We start from the raw sequence: 15651 nt of genomic DNA, 5'->3' as shown, positions 1-15651 counted from the left end.
TCAAAGATCCACGCGGCCATAGCGAGCGAGGATGTCCCGCTGGCCAGTCTGTTGCTGCGTTTGCCAAGCCCACAACTGATCCCCAAGGGAAAAGTGCCACCACTCGTTAGGATGGCGCTGAAAACCGGCATAGCGCATTGCTTGGTAGAGAATTTTGCGGCGTTGGCTAAAGCAGGCGGCATTAGCCTGCTCAGGATGGCGATCGTAAAAATCGGGAAAGGAACGTTCAGAAACTTCATCAATGACACCCCCCATCTCAAAAGGATGGCCTGCGGGGTCAGCGAGGGTGAGATCAACAGCAGCACCGGTACTGTGGGGGGGTGGTTGCTGAGGGTCTGAACTGGGCACCGCCCAAAATTGATCAACCTGTTGCCAAATCTCGCGGGCGATCGCTGGCTCAAGTTGCTGCGCATCATACCCCCGTTCTTGACAGAGGGTAGCAAAGGTATGCGCCACCATGAACTGCTGTACCGCAATTGGCCGGTAGGCATCAAAAATTGCGAGTTGCCAGCCGTAAGGTTCTAGGAACGCTTGGGCGCGCTCAAGGGCAGCAATGACCCCCACCCGCAACCAAAAGGGAGAGGCTTTGCCATAGGGGGCACCTCGGCTTTGATAGGGATGGGGTTGCAGCCGCAGAAAGGTAGGTGGAATAGGCGCTAGGGGTTCCCCACACTCTGCAATAGGAATCTTGGTATAGGGCTTATCCCCCATTGGGACTAGGACTTGGCTTCGCGATCAAGGGCGAGTTCAACTTGCTTAAACTCTTGTTCGAGGCGGGCTTTCAGCTTCTCCGGGAGGGGACGATTGGGATAGGAACTGTAGTGACCCGCGAGGGAGTTAAGGGCAGTTTGCATCGTCATAAAGGAAGAGAGCGATCGCAGGGAGTCATCGCGACGATAGAGGGCAAAGAAGTCATTGAGTTTTTTGCGAGCCTCTGCTTGGGCGGCCTTTTTGTTGGGGTCATTATCTGGTAGGGCGATCGCTTCGCGCAGGCTACTGATCAGCGCAAGGGTATCTTCACGGAAATTTCCCGTTAGCCCCGTGGGCACATTAGCACAGCTGGTCAGGAGCAGTGACACACTCAGGAAAAGTGCGCAAACCATCGCCCAAAAACGTTTCATAGCAAACCCCAAAACAAAATCGGTCTCAACGTACCCATGAGGCTCATCTTAGCAAGGATCCGCCCCTAGAGTCTCAAGTTTGGCGATCGCCCCTTTCGAAGATAGGGGGTTCGTCATCTTTCAGATTGAACTGTTTTGAACAGGTTGTATCCCTAGTGAAAAGAGTTGCATTTGGGGGATGATGATCTCAGCCATGATGAATGCTAGCTGATCACAGGGGTGTAGGAACGCGGTTGGCAATGACCATCTACTTTTATCGCGTCAAGGATGCCTACGGCAGTTTTTCCAATTTCTCTCCCCACGGGTTTACCCTCGAGGGCTATTACTGGCCAACAGCGGAGCACTACTACCAAGCCCATAAATTCTTTGGCACTGCCCATGAAGCCTTTGGTCATACCATTCGCACTGCCCCAACTCCTGAAGCCGCTGCCCAACTCGGTCGCAGTGGTCGTTACCCCGTGCATCCTCAGTGGGATCAACTAAAACAGGCAGTGATGTGGCGTGCCCTTGTGGCCAAATTTACCAGCCATCCCGACCTACGGGAACTGCTCTTAGCAACTGGGGATGAAGAATTGGTGGAGGATTCGCCCGTAGATCGCTATTGGGGCTGTGGTAGCGATCGCCAAGGCTGTAACTATTTGGGACGGCTGCTGATGCACCTGCGGCAGTGTCTGCGCCAAGGGGCAGATCTTCACACCTTCACTCCTCTGCAGGATTGCTCATTTGGCTAGATGCCATGACTTTTGCCCACCACCCAATGGCGACGGAAAAAACGGGCAAGGCTAGATTCTTGCAGTTGCAGACAGATGGGGCGACCATGGGGGCAGGTGTGGGGTTGACGGCAGCGGTACCACTGATCCACAAGGGTTTGCATTTCCGCAAGGGTGAGGGGCGTGCCGTTACGAATGGCACTGCGACAGGCAACGGCCACCTTAGCAGCGGTCAGATCCGCCACTTGGCTAAGTTCAATAAGAGCCGCCACGACATCTGGGCGATCGCGCAAGAGAGCAGGCACACGGCGCACTGCCCAAACCTGTACCCCAAAGGGGGCAATCGCTAACCCCCAGTCTTGAAGGCGTTGCACTTGCGTTTCCGTGAGGGAGTCCACCAACACCGGCTGCTCTAGCTCCACCACCTGCCAATCTGTTTCAATTTGCTCGTACAGCACGCGTTCATGGGCAATGTGCTGCTCAATCAACCAGATGCCTTCGGCGTGCTCAACAATAATGTACATGTTGTGCAATTGGCCAACCACTTTCAGGCTTGGCAAGGAAACTTGAGCTGAATTGGGCGATAACAGCGTCCGATAGCGGTTTGGTGGTTCAGCCGCCTTGAGCACCTGATAGCTGCTGGCATCACTCAGGGGGATTGAGGGGCAGGCAAGGAGTTGGCCAATGCGTTCTACCAAGAGGGCTTGCCATTGCTCTGGTTCCCGTAGATAGATCGTGCGCTTTTGGGGTTCTGCTGACCAATCAATCGCCGCTGGGGGTAAATGGAGATGGGCAATACACAGGGGAAAGCGCTGCCGAGGTAGGCCGCAACCAAAGGCCTCAAGAATCACCTGCTGCCACGAGGGATCACTGTGTAGTTCCACCCAACGGCCATTGACAGCCACCCCTAAGCCATCAGGGCGGGGACGATGGTGGCGATCCGGCGGCGCCAAGACCAGTTCAATTTGGGCATCGCTCATTTGGCGCAGATCTTGGGGATGGAGTTGTGGGATGAGTTGCAGCAGGCGATCGCCCAAAGACGCCACTGCCGGCCAGTGGTGCCAGCGCTTGCCATCCTTAAGGAGATGCCAAGCCACTTGGGGAAAACACAGGGCGATTTCCTGAAGCCGCCGCTGTACCTGTTTCGGATTTGCTCCCTGCTGACGTTGCGGCCAGTCCTGAAAAAGTTGCTCGACAATCACGCGAGTCCCCACGGCCATTCCCAGAGGACGCTGGCTGCGCACTTGACCCTGGGCATCATAACTCACTTGCCAACCGGTCTCCGCCTCGCGATGGCGACTGCAAATCGTTAACTGTGCCATTTGCGCCAAACTGCGGAGGGCTTGACCGCGAAATCCCAAGGTTGTGATGTCCGCCAATTCCCCGCTGGGGGGCAACTTGCTGCTGGTGTAGGGGAGAGCCACTTGGGTGAGATCTGCCCAGCGAATCCCTTCGCCATTGTCTGTGACCTCAAGATGCCATGCTGAAGGGCGCCAGTGGAGGTGAATGCGACTCGCCCCGGCATCAAGCGCATTTTCCACAAGCTCCTGTACCACTGTGGCGAGGGAGTCGAGGGTTTCAGCGGCAGCGATCGCCCGCTGCATTTGGAGCGGCAAGGGGACAACCGTGAGGCCATCACTCATGGCAGCCATTCTTGAGCAACGTCAAAAATTTGGTGGGCCAGAATTAACTTTGGTACCTTGGCAAGATCGCGCGATCGCCCCTGCCGATCCAGAACCACCGCTGCGTTTTCGCTACTGCCAAAGCCACCATCGGCTTGATCCACCGCATTGGCAACTATCAAATCCAAGCCCTTGCGTTCTAGCTTTTCGCGGGCGGGCGTTACAATATCCCCCGTTTGGGCAGCAAAACCAATCAGACGTTGGTGGGGTTGGCGCATCTGAGCCACCGCTTGCAAAATATCGGGCACCGGACTCAGGGGTAAGGCGGTAGGCAACTCCGATTTCGGGAGCTTTCCCGACCACTGTTGGGCCGGGCGGACATCGCCAACGGCGGCAGCCATCACCAGCCAATCGGCCTCTGGCCACACCTCAAGGACAGCTTTGCACATTGCTTCGCTACTGATTGCTTCAATAGCGCGTACCTGGGCTGGGATCGGCTCGGCGATCGCCCCATAGATCAAAGTCACCTTGGCGCCGCGATGCAGGGCTGCCCTTGCCAGAGCGATCCCCATTTTCCCCGTTGCCGGATTACCAATGAAGCGCACTGTATCCCAATACTCGCGGGTGCCACCGGCAGTAATCAGCAGATGTTTCCCCGCCAAGTCTCGTTTGCCGTGGGTATAGGCCAAGGAGTCCAAATAGGCAATGATTTCCTGCGTCTCCGCCATCCGCCCCACACCGACGCTGTCACAGGCCAAGCGGCCATAGGCCGGGGGTAAGCAATGATAACGGGGCTGTTGTTGCAGTTGTTGCCAATGGCTCTGTACTGTCGGTTGCTCCCACATGGTCGTGTTCATGGCCGGTGCCACCAAGATGGGTATTTGGGAGGCCAGCACCGTACTGGTCAGTAGGTTATCCGCCAAACCCAGCACCAGCTTTGCCAACGTATTGGCCGTGAGGGGAGCAATCAACATCAGCGTTGCCTTTTCTGCCAGTTCAATGTGTAGCGGTCGCGGCGCTTGGGGATGCCAAAAATCCGCATCTGTGAGTACCGATCGCCGGCACAGGGTCGAAAGGGTCAACGGCGTAATGAACTGCGAGGCGGTCTCTGAAAGGATGGCAGACACTTGCCACCCCGCCTTTACTTGCGTGGAGATCACATCACAGATTTTATAGGCAGCAATGCCACCCCCCACCCCCACTAATAAATGGGGAACTGCCCTAGGACTCGTCAAAGGCTTCTAAATCCAGAAGATACAAATAAGGCTCTACCAGCTCTGGCCGCTGAAAGGCAATGGAGCGCAGCAGATGCCAGTCTTCAAGGGCAGCAAAGGGTGTATCGTAATCATCCTCCTCAAGCCGTCGTGCCAAGGCAGCCACCTCCTGGGGGGTGAGGTGATTGATATACTCCTGAGTGTAGTGGTGAGTTGTTTGCATACCCCCTCCTGCAGGACGCCTAAAGAGTTGTCCTACAACACTAGTTTACATACCCCTTGGCCTCAACCCCAAGATTGAGGAGCTAGACTAAAAAAGCTACTGCCCTGCGGGGTACGATGTCCCTAGCCAGTTTTACCCCTGCCTATGACCAATCCCCAATTCTTACGAGTGGTTGCTCTGTTGAGTCTAGGGGTAGCAACAGCTGTTTTTATAGAGTGGGTTCTCGCTGCCATCACTTCCCACTCGCCTCTCTTGGTCGGTATTGATGTTTTTGCTGCCATCGCCCTTGGGTTAACCGCATTGGCCATCACCCTCATGGGATCCAGGAGCAGAGATCGAGAATTAGCATGCCTCCCCCAGCTCTGTGGCCTAGTGCTTGTTCTCATGGGGATGGCAATTGCCGTAGCAGTTTTCAATGCTCAGGAAATCACTGCTCCGTGGCAAGCTCTATCTTTGCCGGCCTACACCAGTTTGCTACGGCCTGTGGCCTTTATAGGGCTAGGGGTGGCCCTGTGGGGGGTCATGGGGGAGTCAAGTTGGCAAGTGATTTTCGGCCAAGGTGGGGCAATCACAAGTGCCTGTCTGCTGTTCCTTGAGGTATTGGCCGGTCTGTACCAATTGCCGCTGTCTCTTAGTACCTCTATCCTTGGCCAAATCCTCGCCTGTGTTCTTCTTGGGCTGCTGAACCTCTGCCTTATCGAATGGCATCCCTCCCGAGGGGTGATGCGTTACTTCAGTTCACAAAAAATAGGTGGCCTACTTTTGCGGCGATTGTTGCCTTGGATCATCCTTGGTCCCCTCCTCATTGGTTGGGTAATTCAATGGGTGCACCACGATCGCCTATGGCTTTCGGAGCGCTTAGCCCAAGAGGTGCAGATCATCAGTATCATCGCTTTTTTGGTCACTCTTTTAGTTATTGAGGCTCAGCATCTGAACCAAGTAGAGCAGGAGCGGCAGTCATTTTGGCGCGCCTACACTGAAATGGACGAGGTGTTCCGCAACAGCCTGCTTTTGTCACCGCTGCCGATGGCGTTGGTGGCGGCGGATGGTCAACTGTGGTTGATGAATCGGGCATGGCAAGAGCAAACCGGCAGCAGCCCAGAGGAAACTCTCACATGGGAGGGGTGGTTGGCAATTGCCTTTCCTGAAGCAGCGCAACGCCAGTGGGCGGCCACAGAATTCCAACGCTGCCTTATAACGCAGGCACGGGTTGAGCATGGGGATGTGTGCATCCGCACTCGCGCCAAACAAGAGCGTATTTGGCAGATGGTTTCCCTGCCGCTGCAACTGCCCAACAGCAACCAACAGTTCATTTTACTGACGGCAGTGGATGTCACGCGACAACGGCAGCTAACCCAGCAACTTGCAGCCCAGCGAACGGACCTTGAGGCGCAGGTGATTGCCCGCACCCTCGATTTGCACAAAGTCAATGGGGAACTCCACGCCGCCCAAGAAAAGCTCAATCAACTGTTGGATCGCGCTGATGCCTTTGTCAGTGAAATACGGCTCTTTCCTGATGGCTCTTGGCGCTATGAGTATCTCTCCCAAGGGCACCTGCGCATTCTCGGCTACAGCCCCTTTGACTTTCAAGAAGACCCGAATCTTTGGCGATCGCGGGTTCCCTCCGAGGACTGGGAAGCCTATCATCGTCCGTTTCGCGAGAAATTACTCCAAGAAGGCTGTGCCCACACCGAATATCGCTTTCAACATCGCGACGGCCATGAGGTGTGGATTTCCCTCAATGCCACCGCTGAACCTCAAGGGGATGGCAGTTACCTGATCACCACGGTGGGGGTGGATGTCACCCAACGCAAAAAAGCCATGCTAGCCCTAGTGGAAAGTGAAACCCGTTTTCGCCAGATGGCCGATGCCTCACCTTTGATGATCTGGCTGGCAGATAGCAAAGGCACCATTGAGTTTGCCAACCAAACCATTTGCCGCGTCTTGGGCGCCTCCTTAGACCAAATCCTTGGCTGGAACTGGTTAGACCTTGTCCATCCTGAGGATCGGGAGCGCACAGAGCAGGCCATCCGTCTTGCCGTTGAGCAGCAGCAAAGCTATGAAATTGAGCACCGCCTGCGCAATGGCCAAGGTGTCTATCGCTGGGTACTCAAGCAAGCGGCACCCCGCTATGCCGAAGACGGCACTTGCATTGGCTACCTTGGTTCCTGCTTGGACATCACCAACATCAAGCTAGCGGAGGAGAAATTGCGGCAACTGGCTTGCCAGGATAGTTTAACGAATCTCCCCAATCGCACCTTCCTCACAGAAAAAATTGATCAACTGCTGGCTGCCTACCACCGCGGTGACATTCCGCCCTTTGCCGTTTTGTTTTTGGATTTGGATCGGTTTAAGGTCATCAATGATAGCTTGGGTCATGATGCCGGCGACGAGTTACTTCTAGAAATTGCCCATCGCCTTCGGTCGAGTATGCGCCAGCAGGACACCGTTGGCCGATTGGGGGGAGACGAGTTTATTGCCATCCTCGAACACATTGAGGGTCTCCAGCAGATTTATGAGTATGGCGATCGCCTGCGCCATTGCATTAGTGAACCCTATGTGCTCAAGGGCACTGAAGTAAGTGTCAGCGTCAGCATTGGCATCGCCATTGTTAATTCTCGTTACCGCACTGCCGGTGAACTGCTGCGGGATGCTGATATTGCCATGTATGCTGCCAAGGGGCAAGGGTGCAACGGTATGCAACTCTTTGAATCGGAGCACCACCAAGCGGTTTACACCCGCTTACAACGGGAACAGGAATTTCGCCGTGCCCTAGAGCAGGAGCAACTAGCGCTCTTCTACCAGCCCATTGTCAGCCTCAGTCAGGACAGCCTTGTTGGTTTTGAAGTATTAGTTCGTTGGCAGCATCCCGAAAACGGTTGGATCAGTCCGGCAGAATTTTTGCCCTTGGCTCTGGGGTTGGGTCTAGCCACAAAACTGGATCAATGGGTTCTGCAAAAGGCAATTTTCAACCTCTACCAATGGCAACAGACACTGGGTTCTCGGGCTGCCGACTTCACCCTCAGTGTCAATATTTCCAGTGCTTTCTTTAATTCTGGCCAAATGGTTCCTTTGCTCAAGCATCTGTTGCCGCTCTATGGGATTCGCGGCCAGCAAGTGATTCTGGAGATTACCGAGGAAGTGATCATGCCCGATTCAAGGTTTGCCCAAGAGCAATTGGAGGCGCTCCAAGCCCTTGATATTCGTTGTGGCATTGATGACTTTGGCACTGGCTATTCCTCCCTCAGCCGCCTTAGCCAACTGCCGTTGTATACCCTAAAGATTGACCAGTCCTTTGTCCGGGACATCGAAACCAATTTCCAAAATTTAGAAATTGTTCGTGCCATTATTAGCCTCGCCCGAGCCCTGCAACTAGAAGTGGTTGCCGAAGGCATTGAACATCTCTCCCAAAAGCAGTGCTTGCAGGCGTTGGGCTGTCAGCGGGGTCAGGGGTTTCTCTTTGGTAAACCCCTCTCTGAGGAGCAAGCGCACCAGTTACTACAAGCGAGGGTCACGCCTTGTCAAACGGAAAGCAAATAATTGTTGCATCAAGACCGCTATCTAGGGGTTAGCAAAGCCCCTTGGCTATCTTAGATAAAGACCGCTGAGTGGAGAAGCCTGATGACCCAGCCGCTGATTGCTAGCCTCATGCTGAGTCTTTCCCTTGGGGGAGCGATCGCCCCCTTTGCCATTGCCCAAGCAACTAATCCTGAGCCTGTCAACATTGTCGAGCTCGTTCGCGCCCGCAACTATGCCCGCCAAGCCGCAGAACGTGTCAATGGCGGATTAAGTCGCTATCGAGCCGATCAGTCCCTGCATGGGCCTGTCCGTGAAGCCCCCTATGTGCGCAATGCCGACGGCTCCTACACGTTTCGGATTTTGGGCCATCGAGTCAGCAATGGCGTGCCCGCATCCCTGCCCAGTATCGAAACTGTCGTTACTGTGGCTGCCGATGGTCGCACCACCATTGACTACAACGGCCCAATTCGCAACTAACTGACCAAGCCATCGCCTTTGGCTAAAAACTCCTTAAGGAACCAGCGATGTTTTTGGTGGGTTTGCACCAAACGGGTGTAGAGGTCAGCCGTACCAATGTCGCCCGCCTCAGTGGCCACTTCTGCATCTTGGTGCATCTCGGTAATGATCAGCTCATGGTTAGCGATCGCCTCCTCAATCATTTGCTTGACCGTGAGTTGGCCGGTTGAGGGGGTTACCGTTGCCACTTTGAGATAGTCTGCGGGGTCTGCCACTGGCTGGCCATCAAGCATCAAGCTACGCTCAGCCAGTTCATCAATCATGGCAAAGACTTCTGTTCCCTGTTCTTCAAACAGCAGGTGCAACTCCCGAAACAAGGGGCCATAGGTTAGCCAGTGGTACTTTTTATAGTTCAGATACAGGACAACCGCATTGGCCTGTTCCCGTTTCAGGGTGGCTAGCACTTGCTCTTTTAGTGTGATTGTTGCAGTCATAGTGGTCTCCTTTGACAGTTATCGAACTGTCCTGTCTATTTATCATACTCATAACGAGTACGTTTTAGCAACCTAGAGGGTGCTATTGCCATTCTATTGACATCTAAGATGGAGGTAGTCCCTCGCTGCTCATCAACGCTAGGATAGGCAGCATAAAAATAAGTTTGATGATTTTAGTGTTTTTTAGCTGCTGCTATGGACGCCTCAGCCAATCGCCCCAATACCTACGTTCCACACCTACAAGCACCCAGCCGTTCTGGTGAACAGCAGTGGGGGTTCATGCGTCCCAGTGAGCTGATTCTAGCGGCACCAACACCCCGACTATTATTGCACTCCGTTTACATGCAACGTTCAATTGTGTTGGATCAGTTACCCGTTTGGCAAATTGGTCGAAGTAAAGATTGTGATATTGTCCTACCCGATCGCTGGTGTTCGCGGCATCACCTTTGTATTGAGCGGCAGGCGGATCATCGCTATCGGCTGACCGACCTCAGAAGCATGAACGGGACATTTATCGGCAATAACCGTATCCACGCTCCCCATCTCCTCAGACACGGCGATCGCATTTCCATTGGTGAGTCAGAACTAGAGTACATTGACCTGCGGGATGCGCCGAGTCCCCACCCCTACACCAATCATTCCCATGGGAGTAATGGCCAAGTCACGGTCTTGATGACCCACTCTTCGCGTACCCAAGGGGAAATGTGGCGGGAATTATTGAACTCCCAAGGGATTTCGACGATTTGGGCAACATCCCACTTTGAGTTAGAAAAAATTATTGCCCATGTGGAGTCCCTCAACTGCAAAGTCAGCCTCTTGCTCCTCGATTTGGGAATGCCAAAAACCAATCCCTACGATTTTTGTCGCCAGTATCGCCAGCGCTATCCAGAAATGAATGTCATTCTCCTCAGTGGCCTGCGCACCCGTGTCCATGAATCGGAGTGCAAGTGGGCGGTCAACCAAGGCGCGATGGCACTCTTTGCGGGCTTGCCGCGCGAAAATCTGTTTGGAGATCTCACGAGTATTACCGAGCGATTGCAAACGATCGCCCAAGCCATCGAATGGACCTACTTCAATCCTGAAGCCCTCACCAGTACCCTGCTGAAACTGCAGGATGCCGTGGATGCGGAGATGTCGTCGGGGATGGTTCTCTAGAACCGCTGCACGGATTGGTGAGCAGTGCTACAGTCAGTGAAAGTAGTGTTTTCAGCAGATAGCGAACATTGGTTGTTCTCACGTCACAAGTTAGTGCACTAGACAAATCCCTAGGGCGGCTGGAGTGGCCGCGTCTCTGTCAGCAGTTGGCAACGTTTGCTGCTACCAAACGGGGGATGCGCCAGCTGCAGGGGGGAGAGATTCTAGGGGGCACCCAAGCAGCCAGTCAAGTGCTGTTGGCTCAAACCACTGAGGTGATTACCCTGGAAACGGTGCACCAAGTGCACCTCGATTTTAGCCAAGTCACAGATATTGAACCGGCGCTGGCGCGGCTGGATCGCCAAGGCTGTTTGCAGGGAATGGAGCTACTGGCGATCGCCCACCTGTTGAGTGCGGCGCGGCAACAGCGGCGTCAAATTGAGGAACACGCGCAACTCACGGCGCTTCAGCAACTGGTGGCCGGCATTCGCACCTATCCTGAGGTGGCTCAAGAAATCTACCGCTGTATTACTGATCAAGGGCAAGTGAGCGATCGCGCCAGTCCAGAATTGGCTGAGATTCGCCAGCAGCAACGGCAGTGCCGTGCCCAGATCCAGCAGCAACTGCAGCAGATTCTGCAGCAGCGAGCCAGTGCCATTCAAGAGGCGGTGGTCACCCAACGGCGCGATCGCTATGTGTTGGCAGTCAAAGCCACCCACAAAGACCAGATGCCGGGAATTGTCCACGATCTCTCCGCCAGTGGTGCCACGCTCTACATTGAGCCGCAAGAAACCATTGACCTGCAAAACCGCCTGCAACAACTTACCCATCAAGAGGCTGAGGCCGAACGCACCATTTGCCAAGCCCTCTCGGATCAGTTGGCCACGATTAGTGATGATTTGTGGTATCTGCTCGATGTGCTGACCACCCTCGATATGGCGGTCGCCCGTGCCCACTATAGTCTCTGGTTGCAGGGCAACCCACCCCAGTTTGTCAGTGACACGCGGCTGCACCTGAAGGCGTTGCGGCATCCCCTCTTGGTGTGGCAAGAGCACCATGAGCAAGGACAGACCGTGGTGCCCATTGACATTGAATTGCCCCCCCCCACCAAGGTGGTGACAATCACTGGCCCCAACACCGGCGGCAAAACAGCAACCTTGAAGGCCTTGGGCTTGGCAGCACTGATGGCAAAAGCAGGGTTGTATGTGCCAGCGGCAGCGCCCATAGAGTTGCCCTGGTTTACAGGGATTTGGGCAGACATTGGGGATGAGCAGTCCCTGACCCAAAACCTGTCCACCTTTTCCAGTCATATCTGCAATATCCGCGATATTCTCACAGAGCTCGAGATGACAGGGGGCAATACGTTGGTGCTCCTCGATGAAGTGGGGGCCGGCACGGATCCCAGTGAGGGTACAGCCCTAGCGATCGCCCTGTTGCGCTATCTGGCAGACCACGCCAGTCTCACCTTTGCCACCACCCACTATGGCGAACTCAAAGCCCTCAAGTATCAGGACAGCCGCTTTGAAAATGCCGCCGTTGAGTTTGATGAGACCACCCTTGCCCCGACCTATCGGCTGCTGTGGGGCATACCGGGACAGTCTAATGCCCTAGCGATCGCCCAGCGGTTGGGGCTACATCCCAGTATTGTTGAAGGTGCCAAGGCCTTTTTAAGCGGTGACAGCAACAGTGTCAACGAGATGATTAGCGGGCTAGTGGCACAACGCCAAGTGCAGGAGTCGAAAACCACCGCTGCGGCAACCCTGCTTCGCGATACTGAAGCCCTCTACCAAGAAATTGCCACCAAAGCGCAGGAACTGCGACAACGCCAGCAGCAACTTCGTCAACAATTGGAAGAAGAGGTACGCACAGCTCTTCGTAGAGCACAGCAGGAAATTGCCAAAGTCATTGCTCAACTGCAACGCGCCAACAGTCCCGAACAGGTACAAGCTGCCCAAACGGCGCTGCATCAGATTGAGAAAACTTACTTACCACCACCTCCGCCCGTTGGCTTTATTCCTCAACCGGGCGATCGCGTTCGCTTGCCCCAATGGCAACAGGTGGGCGAAGTCCTCAGTGTCAGCCAGCAGGGGGATATTGTCGTCCAAGTGGGTTCCGTGAAATTTACTGTGCCGCCCCACGCCGTAGAGTCCCTCAAGGGCGAACCGGTACGCACACCATCTAAACCCAAGTCCGACCCAGCTCAAGCTCCCCCCCCACCCCCTTCTCGCACCCCAGCACCCGCCATTCGCACAGAGAGCCGTACCCTCGATCTGCGGGGCAAGCGCACCCATGAGGCGGAACCTCTCCTAGAGGAATTTCTCAACCGCCAGCAGGGAACGGTTTGGATTATCCACGGCCACGGCAGTGGTGCCCTCCGCCAGTTTGTGCATCAATTTTTAGATCAGCACCCCAGCGTTCAAAGCTATCACCTTGCGCCTCCTGAAGAGGGTGGCCGGGGAGTAACCATTGTGCAGTTATAGGAACAAGACCCATGCAGCAGCGGATTAAGGACATTCTTCATCAAGGTCAAGTGGGCGATCGCGTCACCGTCAAGGGCTGGGTGCGCACCAAACGCGAACTCAAGGAATGTACGTTTGTCAACGTCAACGATGGCTCAACCCTAGCCGGATTGCAGGTGGTCATTCCCAACACCGTGGCAGCAGCAACGCCAGCCATTAAAGACCTGACCACAGGGGCTGCCGCAGAATTCAGTGGCGAACTGGTGCGTTCTCCCGGCAAAAACCAAACCATTGAACTCCATGCCCAGCAGATTCACCTTTGGGGCGGTGCCGATCCAGAAACTTATCCCCTGCAAAAGAAACGCCACAGCTTTGAATTTCTACGCACCATTGGTCATCTCCGACCGCGAACCAATACCCTAGGCGCGGTGATGCGCGTGCGCAATGCCTGTGCCACTGCCATTCACCAGTTCTTTCAGGAGCGGGGATTCCTGTGGGTACACACCCCGATCATTACCGCCAGTGACTGCGAAGGGGCTGGGGAACTCTTTACCGTCACCACCCTGGATTTAGCGCAGCCACCCAAAACCCCAGAGGGGAATATTGACTTCAGTCAAGACTTTTTTGGTCGTCGTGCCTACCTCACCGTCAGTGGCCAACTGGAGGCAGAAATTATGGCCACAGCCTTTACCAATGTCTATACCTTTGGTCCCACCTTCCGCGCTGAAAACTCCAATACCTCGCGTCACCTTGCCGAGTTTTGGATGGTGGAGCCAGAGATGGCCTTCTGTGAGCTGATGGGAGATATGGAACTGGCGGAGGCCTTTTTGCAGTTTGTCTTTCGCCATGTCCTTGACCACTGCAGTGAGGATATGGCCTTCTTTCAGGAGCGCATTGACAATAGCGTCATGGCCACCGCCGAACAGATGGCAACTCAACCCTTTGCCCGCCTTAGTTACACAGAAGCCATTCAAGTCCTAGAAAAAAGTGGCCGCGCCTTTGAATTTCCCGTGGCTTGGGGGCTAGACCTGCAATCGGAGCATGAGCGCTACCTTGCTGAGGAATACTGCCAGCGCCCCGTGATTGTTTATGATTATCCCGCTGCCATCAAAGCCTTCTATATGCGCCTCAATGACGATGGCAAAACTGTAGCAGCAATGGATGTCCTCGCCCCCAAAATTGGCGAGATCATTGGTGGCTCCCAGCGGGAAGAGCGCTTTGACGTGCTGCAGGAGCGAATTGTGAGCCAAGGCCTAGACCCTGCCCCCTACTGGTGGTACTTGGATTTACGCCGTTATGGCAGTGTCCCCCATGCCGGCTTTGGTTTAGGATTTGAACGGTTGGTGCAGTTTATGACGGGCATGGACAATATCCGCGATGTCATTCCCTTTCCGCGTACACCGGGGAATGCGGAGTTCTAGCTCAGGGGGCTTGCTGTGCCTCAAAATAGCGGCCAATCGTTTCCACGTCCTTGTCGCCGCGTCCTGAACAGTTAATGACAATGCGCGGCTGCCCTGTCAATTGCGGGCATAGCGTTTCCAGATAGGCCAAGGCATGGGCGGTTTCGAGGGCAGGGAGAATTCCCTCCAACTGAGCTAGGCGCACACAGGCAGCCACGGCCTCAGCATCAGTGACACTGTAGTATTCTGCCCGACCAATGTCCTTGAGGTAGCTATGCTCTGGCCCCACGCCCGGATAGTCTAAACCGGCACTGATGGAGTGGGCCTCAACCACCTGACCATCGGCATCCTGCAAGAGATAGCTCATGGCACCGTGGAGTACCCCCACTTCCCCTTTGGTGAGGGTGGCAGCATGGTGACCCGTGTCCACCCCTTGACCCGCAGCTTCAACACCAATTAAGCGCACCTGCGGTTCCTCAACAAACTCATGGAAGAGTCCCATGGCATTGGAGCCGCCGCCAACACAGGCGAGCAAAATATCGGGCAGCCCGCCCCATTTCTCAAGGCACTGCCGCCGCGTTTCTGCCCCAATGACGGCATGGAATTCCCGCACCAGCATCGGGTAGGGATGGGGCCCCGCCACTGAACCCAAGATGTAATGGGTGGTTTCAACATTCGTCACCCAATCGCGAATCGCTTCGGAGGTGGCATCTTTCAGGGTTCCTGTACCGGCACTGACGGGCGCCACTTCTGCTCCCAATAGACGCATCCGCAGCACGTTTAACCGCTGCCGCTCCATATCCTGTACCCCCATGTAAATCACACATTGGAGGCCAAAGCGGGCACAGACGGTTGCCGTGGCTACCCCATGCTGACCAGCACCCGTTTCCGCAATAATGCGCTGTTTGCCCATGCGCTTGGCAAGGAGCACTTGACCGAGGGCATTGTTGATTTTGTGGGCACCCGTATGGTTGAGGTCTTCCCGTTTTAGATAGATCTGGGGTTGGGCTTGATCATGGGCATAGTGGGCACTGAGGCGTTCGGCAAAGTAGAGGGGACTAGGACGACCCACATAGTCTTGCAGAAGTTGCTGCAATTCGGCTTGAAAATCAGGGTCTTGGCGATAGTGGGCAAAGGCCGCCTCCAATTCACTGAGGGCGGGCATCAAGGTTTCGGGAACGTACTTGCCACCAAAGCGACCAAAGCGACCGCGGGAATCGGGGCGAGCAGCAGCACTGAGGGCAGCAGAGGGGGCAACAGTCACGGGCAAAGTCCTTTTTTCATCAAGGGTTCCTTATG

Annotated in this window: 13 protein-coding genes; 6 read left to right on the top strand and 7 right to left on the bottom strand. The window is 55.0% G+C overall.

Translation table 11 applies throughout. The features are described from left to right. Both RHH27_RS10655 and psb27 read right to left on the bottom strand, forming a co-directional pair. Positions 1–711, bottom strand: coding sequence for a M15 family metallopeptidase (locus RHH27_RS10655; RefSeq protein WP_302678251.1), 711 nt, complete (start codon positions 709–711; stop codon positions 1–3). A 5-nt stretch (positions 712–716) separates the two neighbouring features. Further along, entirely contained in the window at positions 717–1121 is a 405-nt protein-coding gene (gene psb27 / locus RHH27_RS10650; protein WP_206200110.1) for a photosystem II protein Psb27, read from the bottom strand. 239 nt (positions 1122–1360) lie between these two features. Between psb27 and RHH27_RS10645 the strand changes: the two genes are divergently transcribed. After that, positions 1361–1852 carry an NADAR family protein gene (locus tag RHH27_RS10645; RefSeq protein WP_302678250.1) on the top strand — a complete coding sequence of 164 codons (492 nt, stop codon included), beginning with the start codon at positions 1361–1363 and terminating at the stop codon, positions 1850–1852. On the opposite strand, the gene mutL is transcribed toward RHH27_RS10645, so the two are convergent. Genes mutL through RHH27_RS10630 form a run of 3 tightly spaced genes read right to left on the bottom strand, consistent with a single transcriptional unit; the run spans position 1849 to position 4890 of the window. Beyond that, positions 1849–3483 carry a DNA mismatch repair endonuclease MutL gene (gene mutL / locus RHH27_RS10640; RefSeq protein WP_302678249.1) on the bottom strand — a complete coding sequence of 545 codons (1635 nt, stop codon included), beginning with the start codon at positions 3481–3483 and terminating at the stop codon, positions 1849–1851. The two genes, RHH27_RS10645 and mutL, sit on opposite strands and share 4 nt — an antisense overlap. Next, positions 3471–4688 carry a bifunctional phosphopantothenoylcysteine decarboxylase/phosphopantothenate--cysteine ligase CoaBC gene (gene coaBC, locus RHH27_RS10635; RefSeq protein ID WP_302678248.1) on the bottom strand — a complete coding sequence of 406 codons (1218 nt, stop codon included), beginning with the start codon at positions 4686–4688 and terminating at the stop codon, positions 3471–3473. The genes mutL and coaBC overlap by 13 nt, the downstream gene beginning before the upstream one ends. After that, positions 4675–4890, bottom strand: a complete 216-nt coding sequence (locus RHH27_RS10630) for a DUF2555 domain-containing protein (RefSeq protein ID WP_206200107.1) — start codon at positions 4888–4890, stop codon at positions 4675–4677. Before RHH27_RS10630 ends, coaBC begins: the two co-directional genes overlap by 14 nt. A 372-nt stretch (positions 4891–5262) precedes the next feature. Between RHH27_RS10630 and RHH27_RS10625 the strand changes: the two genes are divergently transcribed. Both RHH27_RS10625 and RHH27_RS10620 read left to right on the top strand, forming a co-directional pair. Beyond that, positions 5263–8430 carry an EAL domain-containing protein gene (locus RHH27_RS10625; protein WP_310745001.1) on the top strand — a complete coding sequence of 1056 codons (3168 nt, stop codon included), beginning with the start codon at positions 5263–5265 and terminating at the stop codon, positions 8428–8430. A gap of 81 nt (positions 8431–8511) precedes the next feature. Beyond that, positions 8512–8886 (top strand): hypothetical protein, encoded by a 375-nt coding sequence (locus RHH27_RS10620; protein WP_302677638.1) that lies wholly within the window; start codon positions 8512–8514, stop codon positions 8884–8886. On the opposite strand, the gene RHH27_RS10615 is transcribed toward RHH27_RS10620, so the two are convergent. Beyond that, positions 8883–9359, bottom strand: coding sequence for a Dps family protein (locus tag RHH27_RS10615; protein ID WP_302678246.1), 477 nt, complete (start codon positions 9357–9359; stop codon positions 8883–8885). The genes RHH27_RS10620 and RHH27_RS10615 overlap by 4 nt on opposite strands. Before the next feature lie 195 nt (positions 9360–9554). Between RHH27_RS10615 and RHH27_RS10610 the strand changes: the two genes are divergently transcribed. The 3 genes from RHH27_RS10610 to asnS all read left to right on the top strand — a co-directional run bounded on the left by RHH27_RS10610 (position 9555) and on the right by asnS (position 14373). Further along, positions 9555–10514 (top strand): FHA domain-containing protein, encoded by a 960-nt coding sequence (locus RHH27_RS10610; protein ID WP_302678245.1) that lies wholly within the window; start codon positions 9555–9557, stop codon positions 10512–10514. 146 nt (positions 10515–10660) lie between these two features. Beyond that, positions 10661–12973, top strand: coding sequence for an endonuclease MutS2 (locus tag RHH27_RS10605; protein WP_302678244.1), 2313 nt, complete (start codon positions 10661–10663; stop codon positions 12971–12973). Between the two features lie 11 nt (positions 12974–12984). Beyond that, positions 12985–14373, top strand: a complete 1389-nt coding sequence (gene asnS, locus RHH27_RS10600) for an asparagine--tRNA ligase (RefSeq protein ID WP_302678243.1) — start codon at positions 12985–12987, stop codon at positions 14371–14373. A gap of 1 nt (position 14374) precedes the next feature. On the opposite strand, the gene trpB is transcribed toward asnS, so the two are convergent. Beyond that, positions 14375–15616 carry a tryptophan synthase subunit beta gene (gene trpB / locus RHH27_RS10595; RefSeq protein ID WP_302678242.1) on the bottom strand — a complete coding sequence of 414 codons (1242 nt, stop codon included), beginning with the start codon at positions 15614–15616 and terminating at the stop codon, positions 14375–14377. Positions 15617–15651 lie beyond the last annotated feature (35 nt).

Origin of the sequence: Thermosynechococcus sp. PP555, assembly GCF_031583225.1 — a bacterium.
Lineage (GTDB): Bacteria > Cyanobacteriota > Cyanobacteriia > Thermosynechococcales > Thermosynechococcaceae > Thermosynechococcus.
This window is presented reverse-complemented; position numbering and strand designations above follow the sequence as displayed.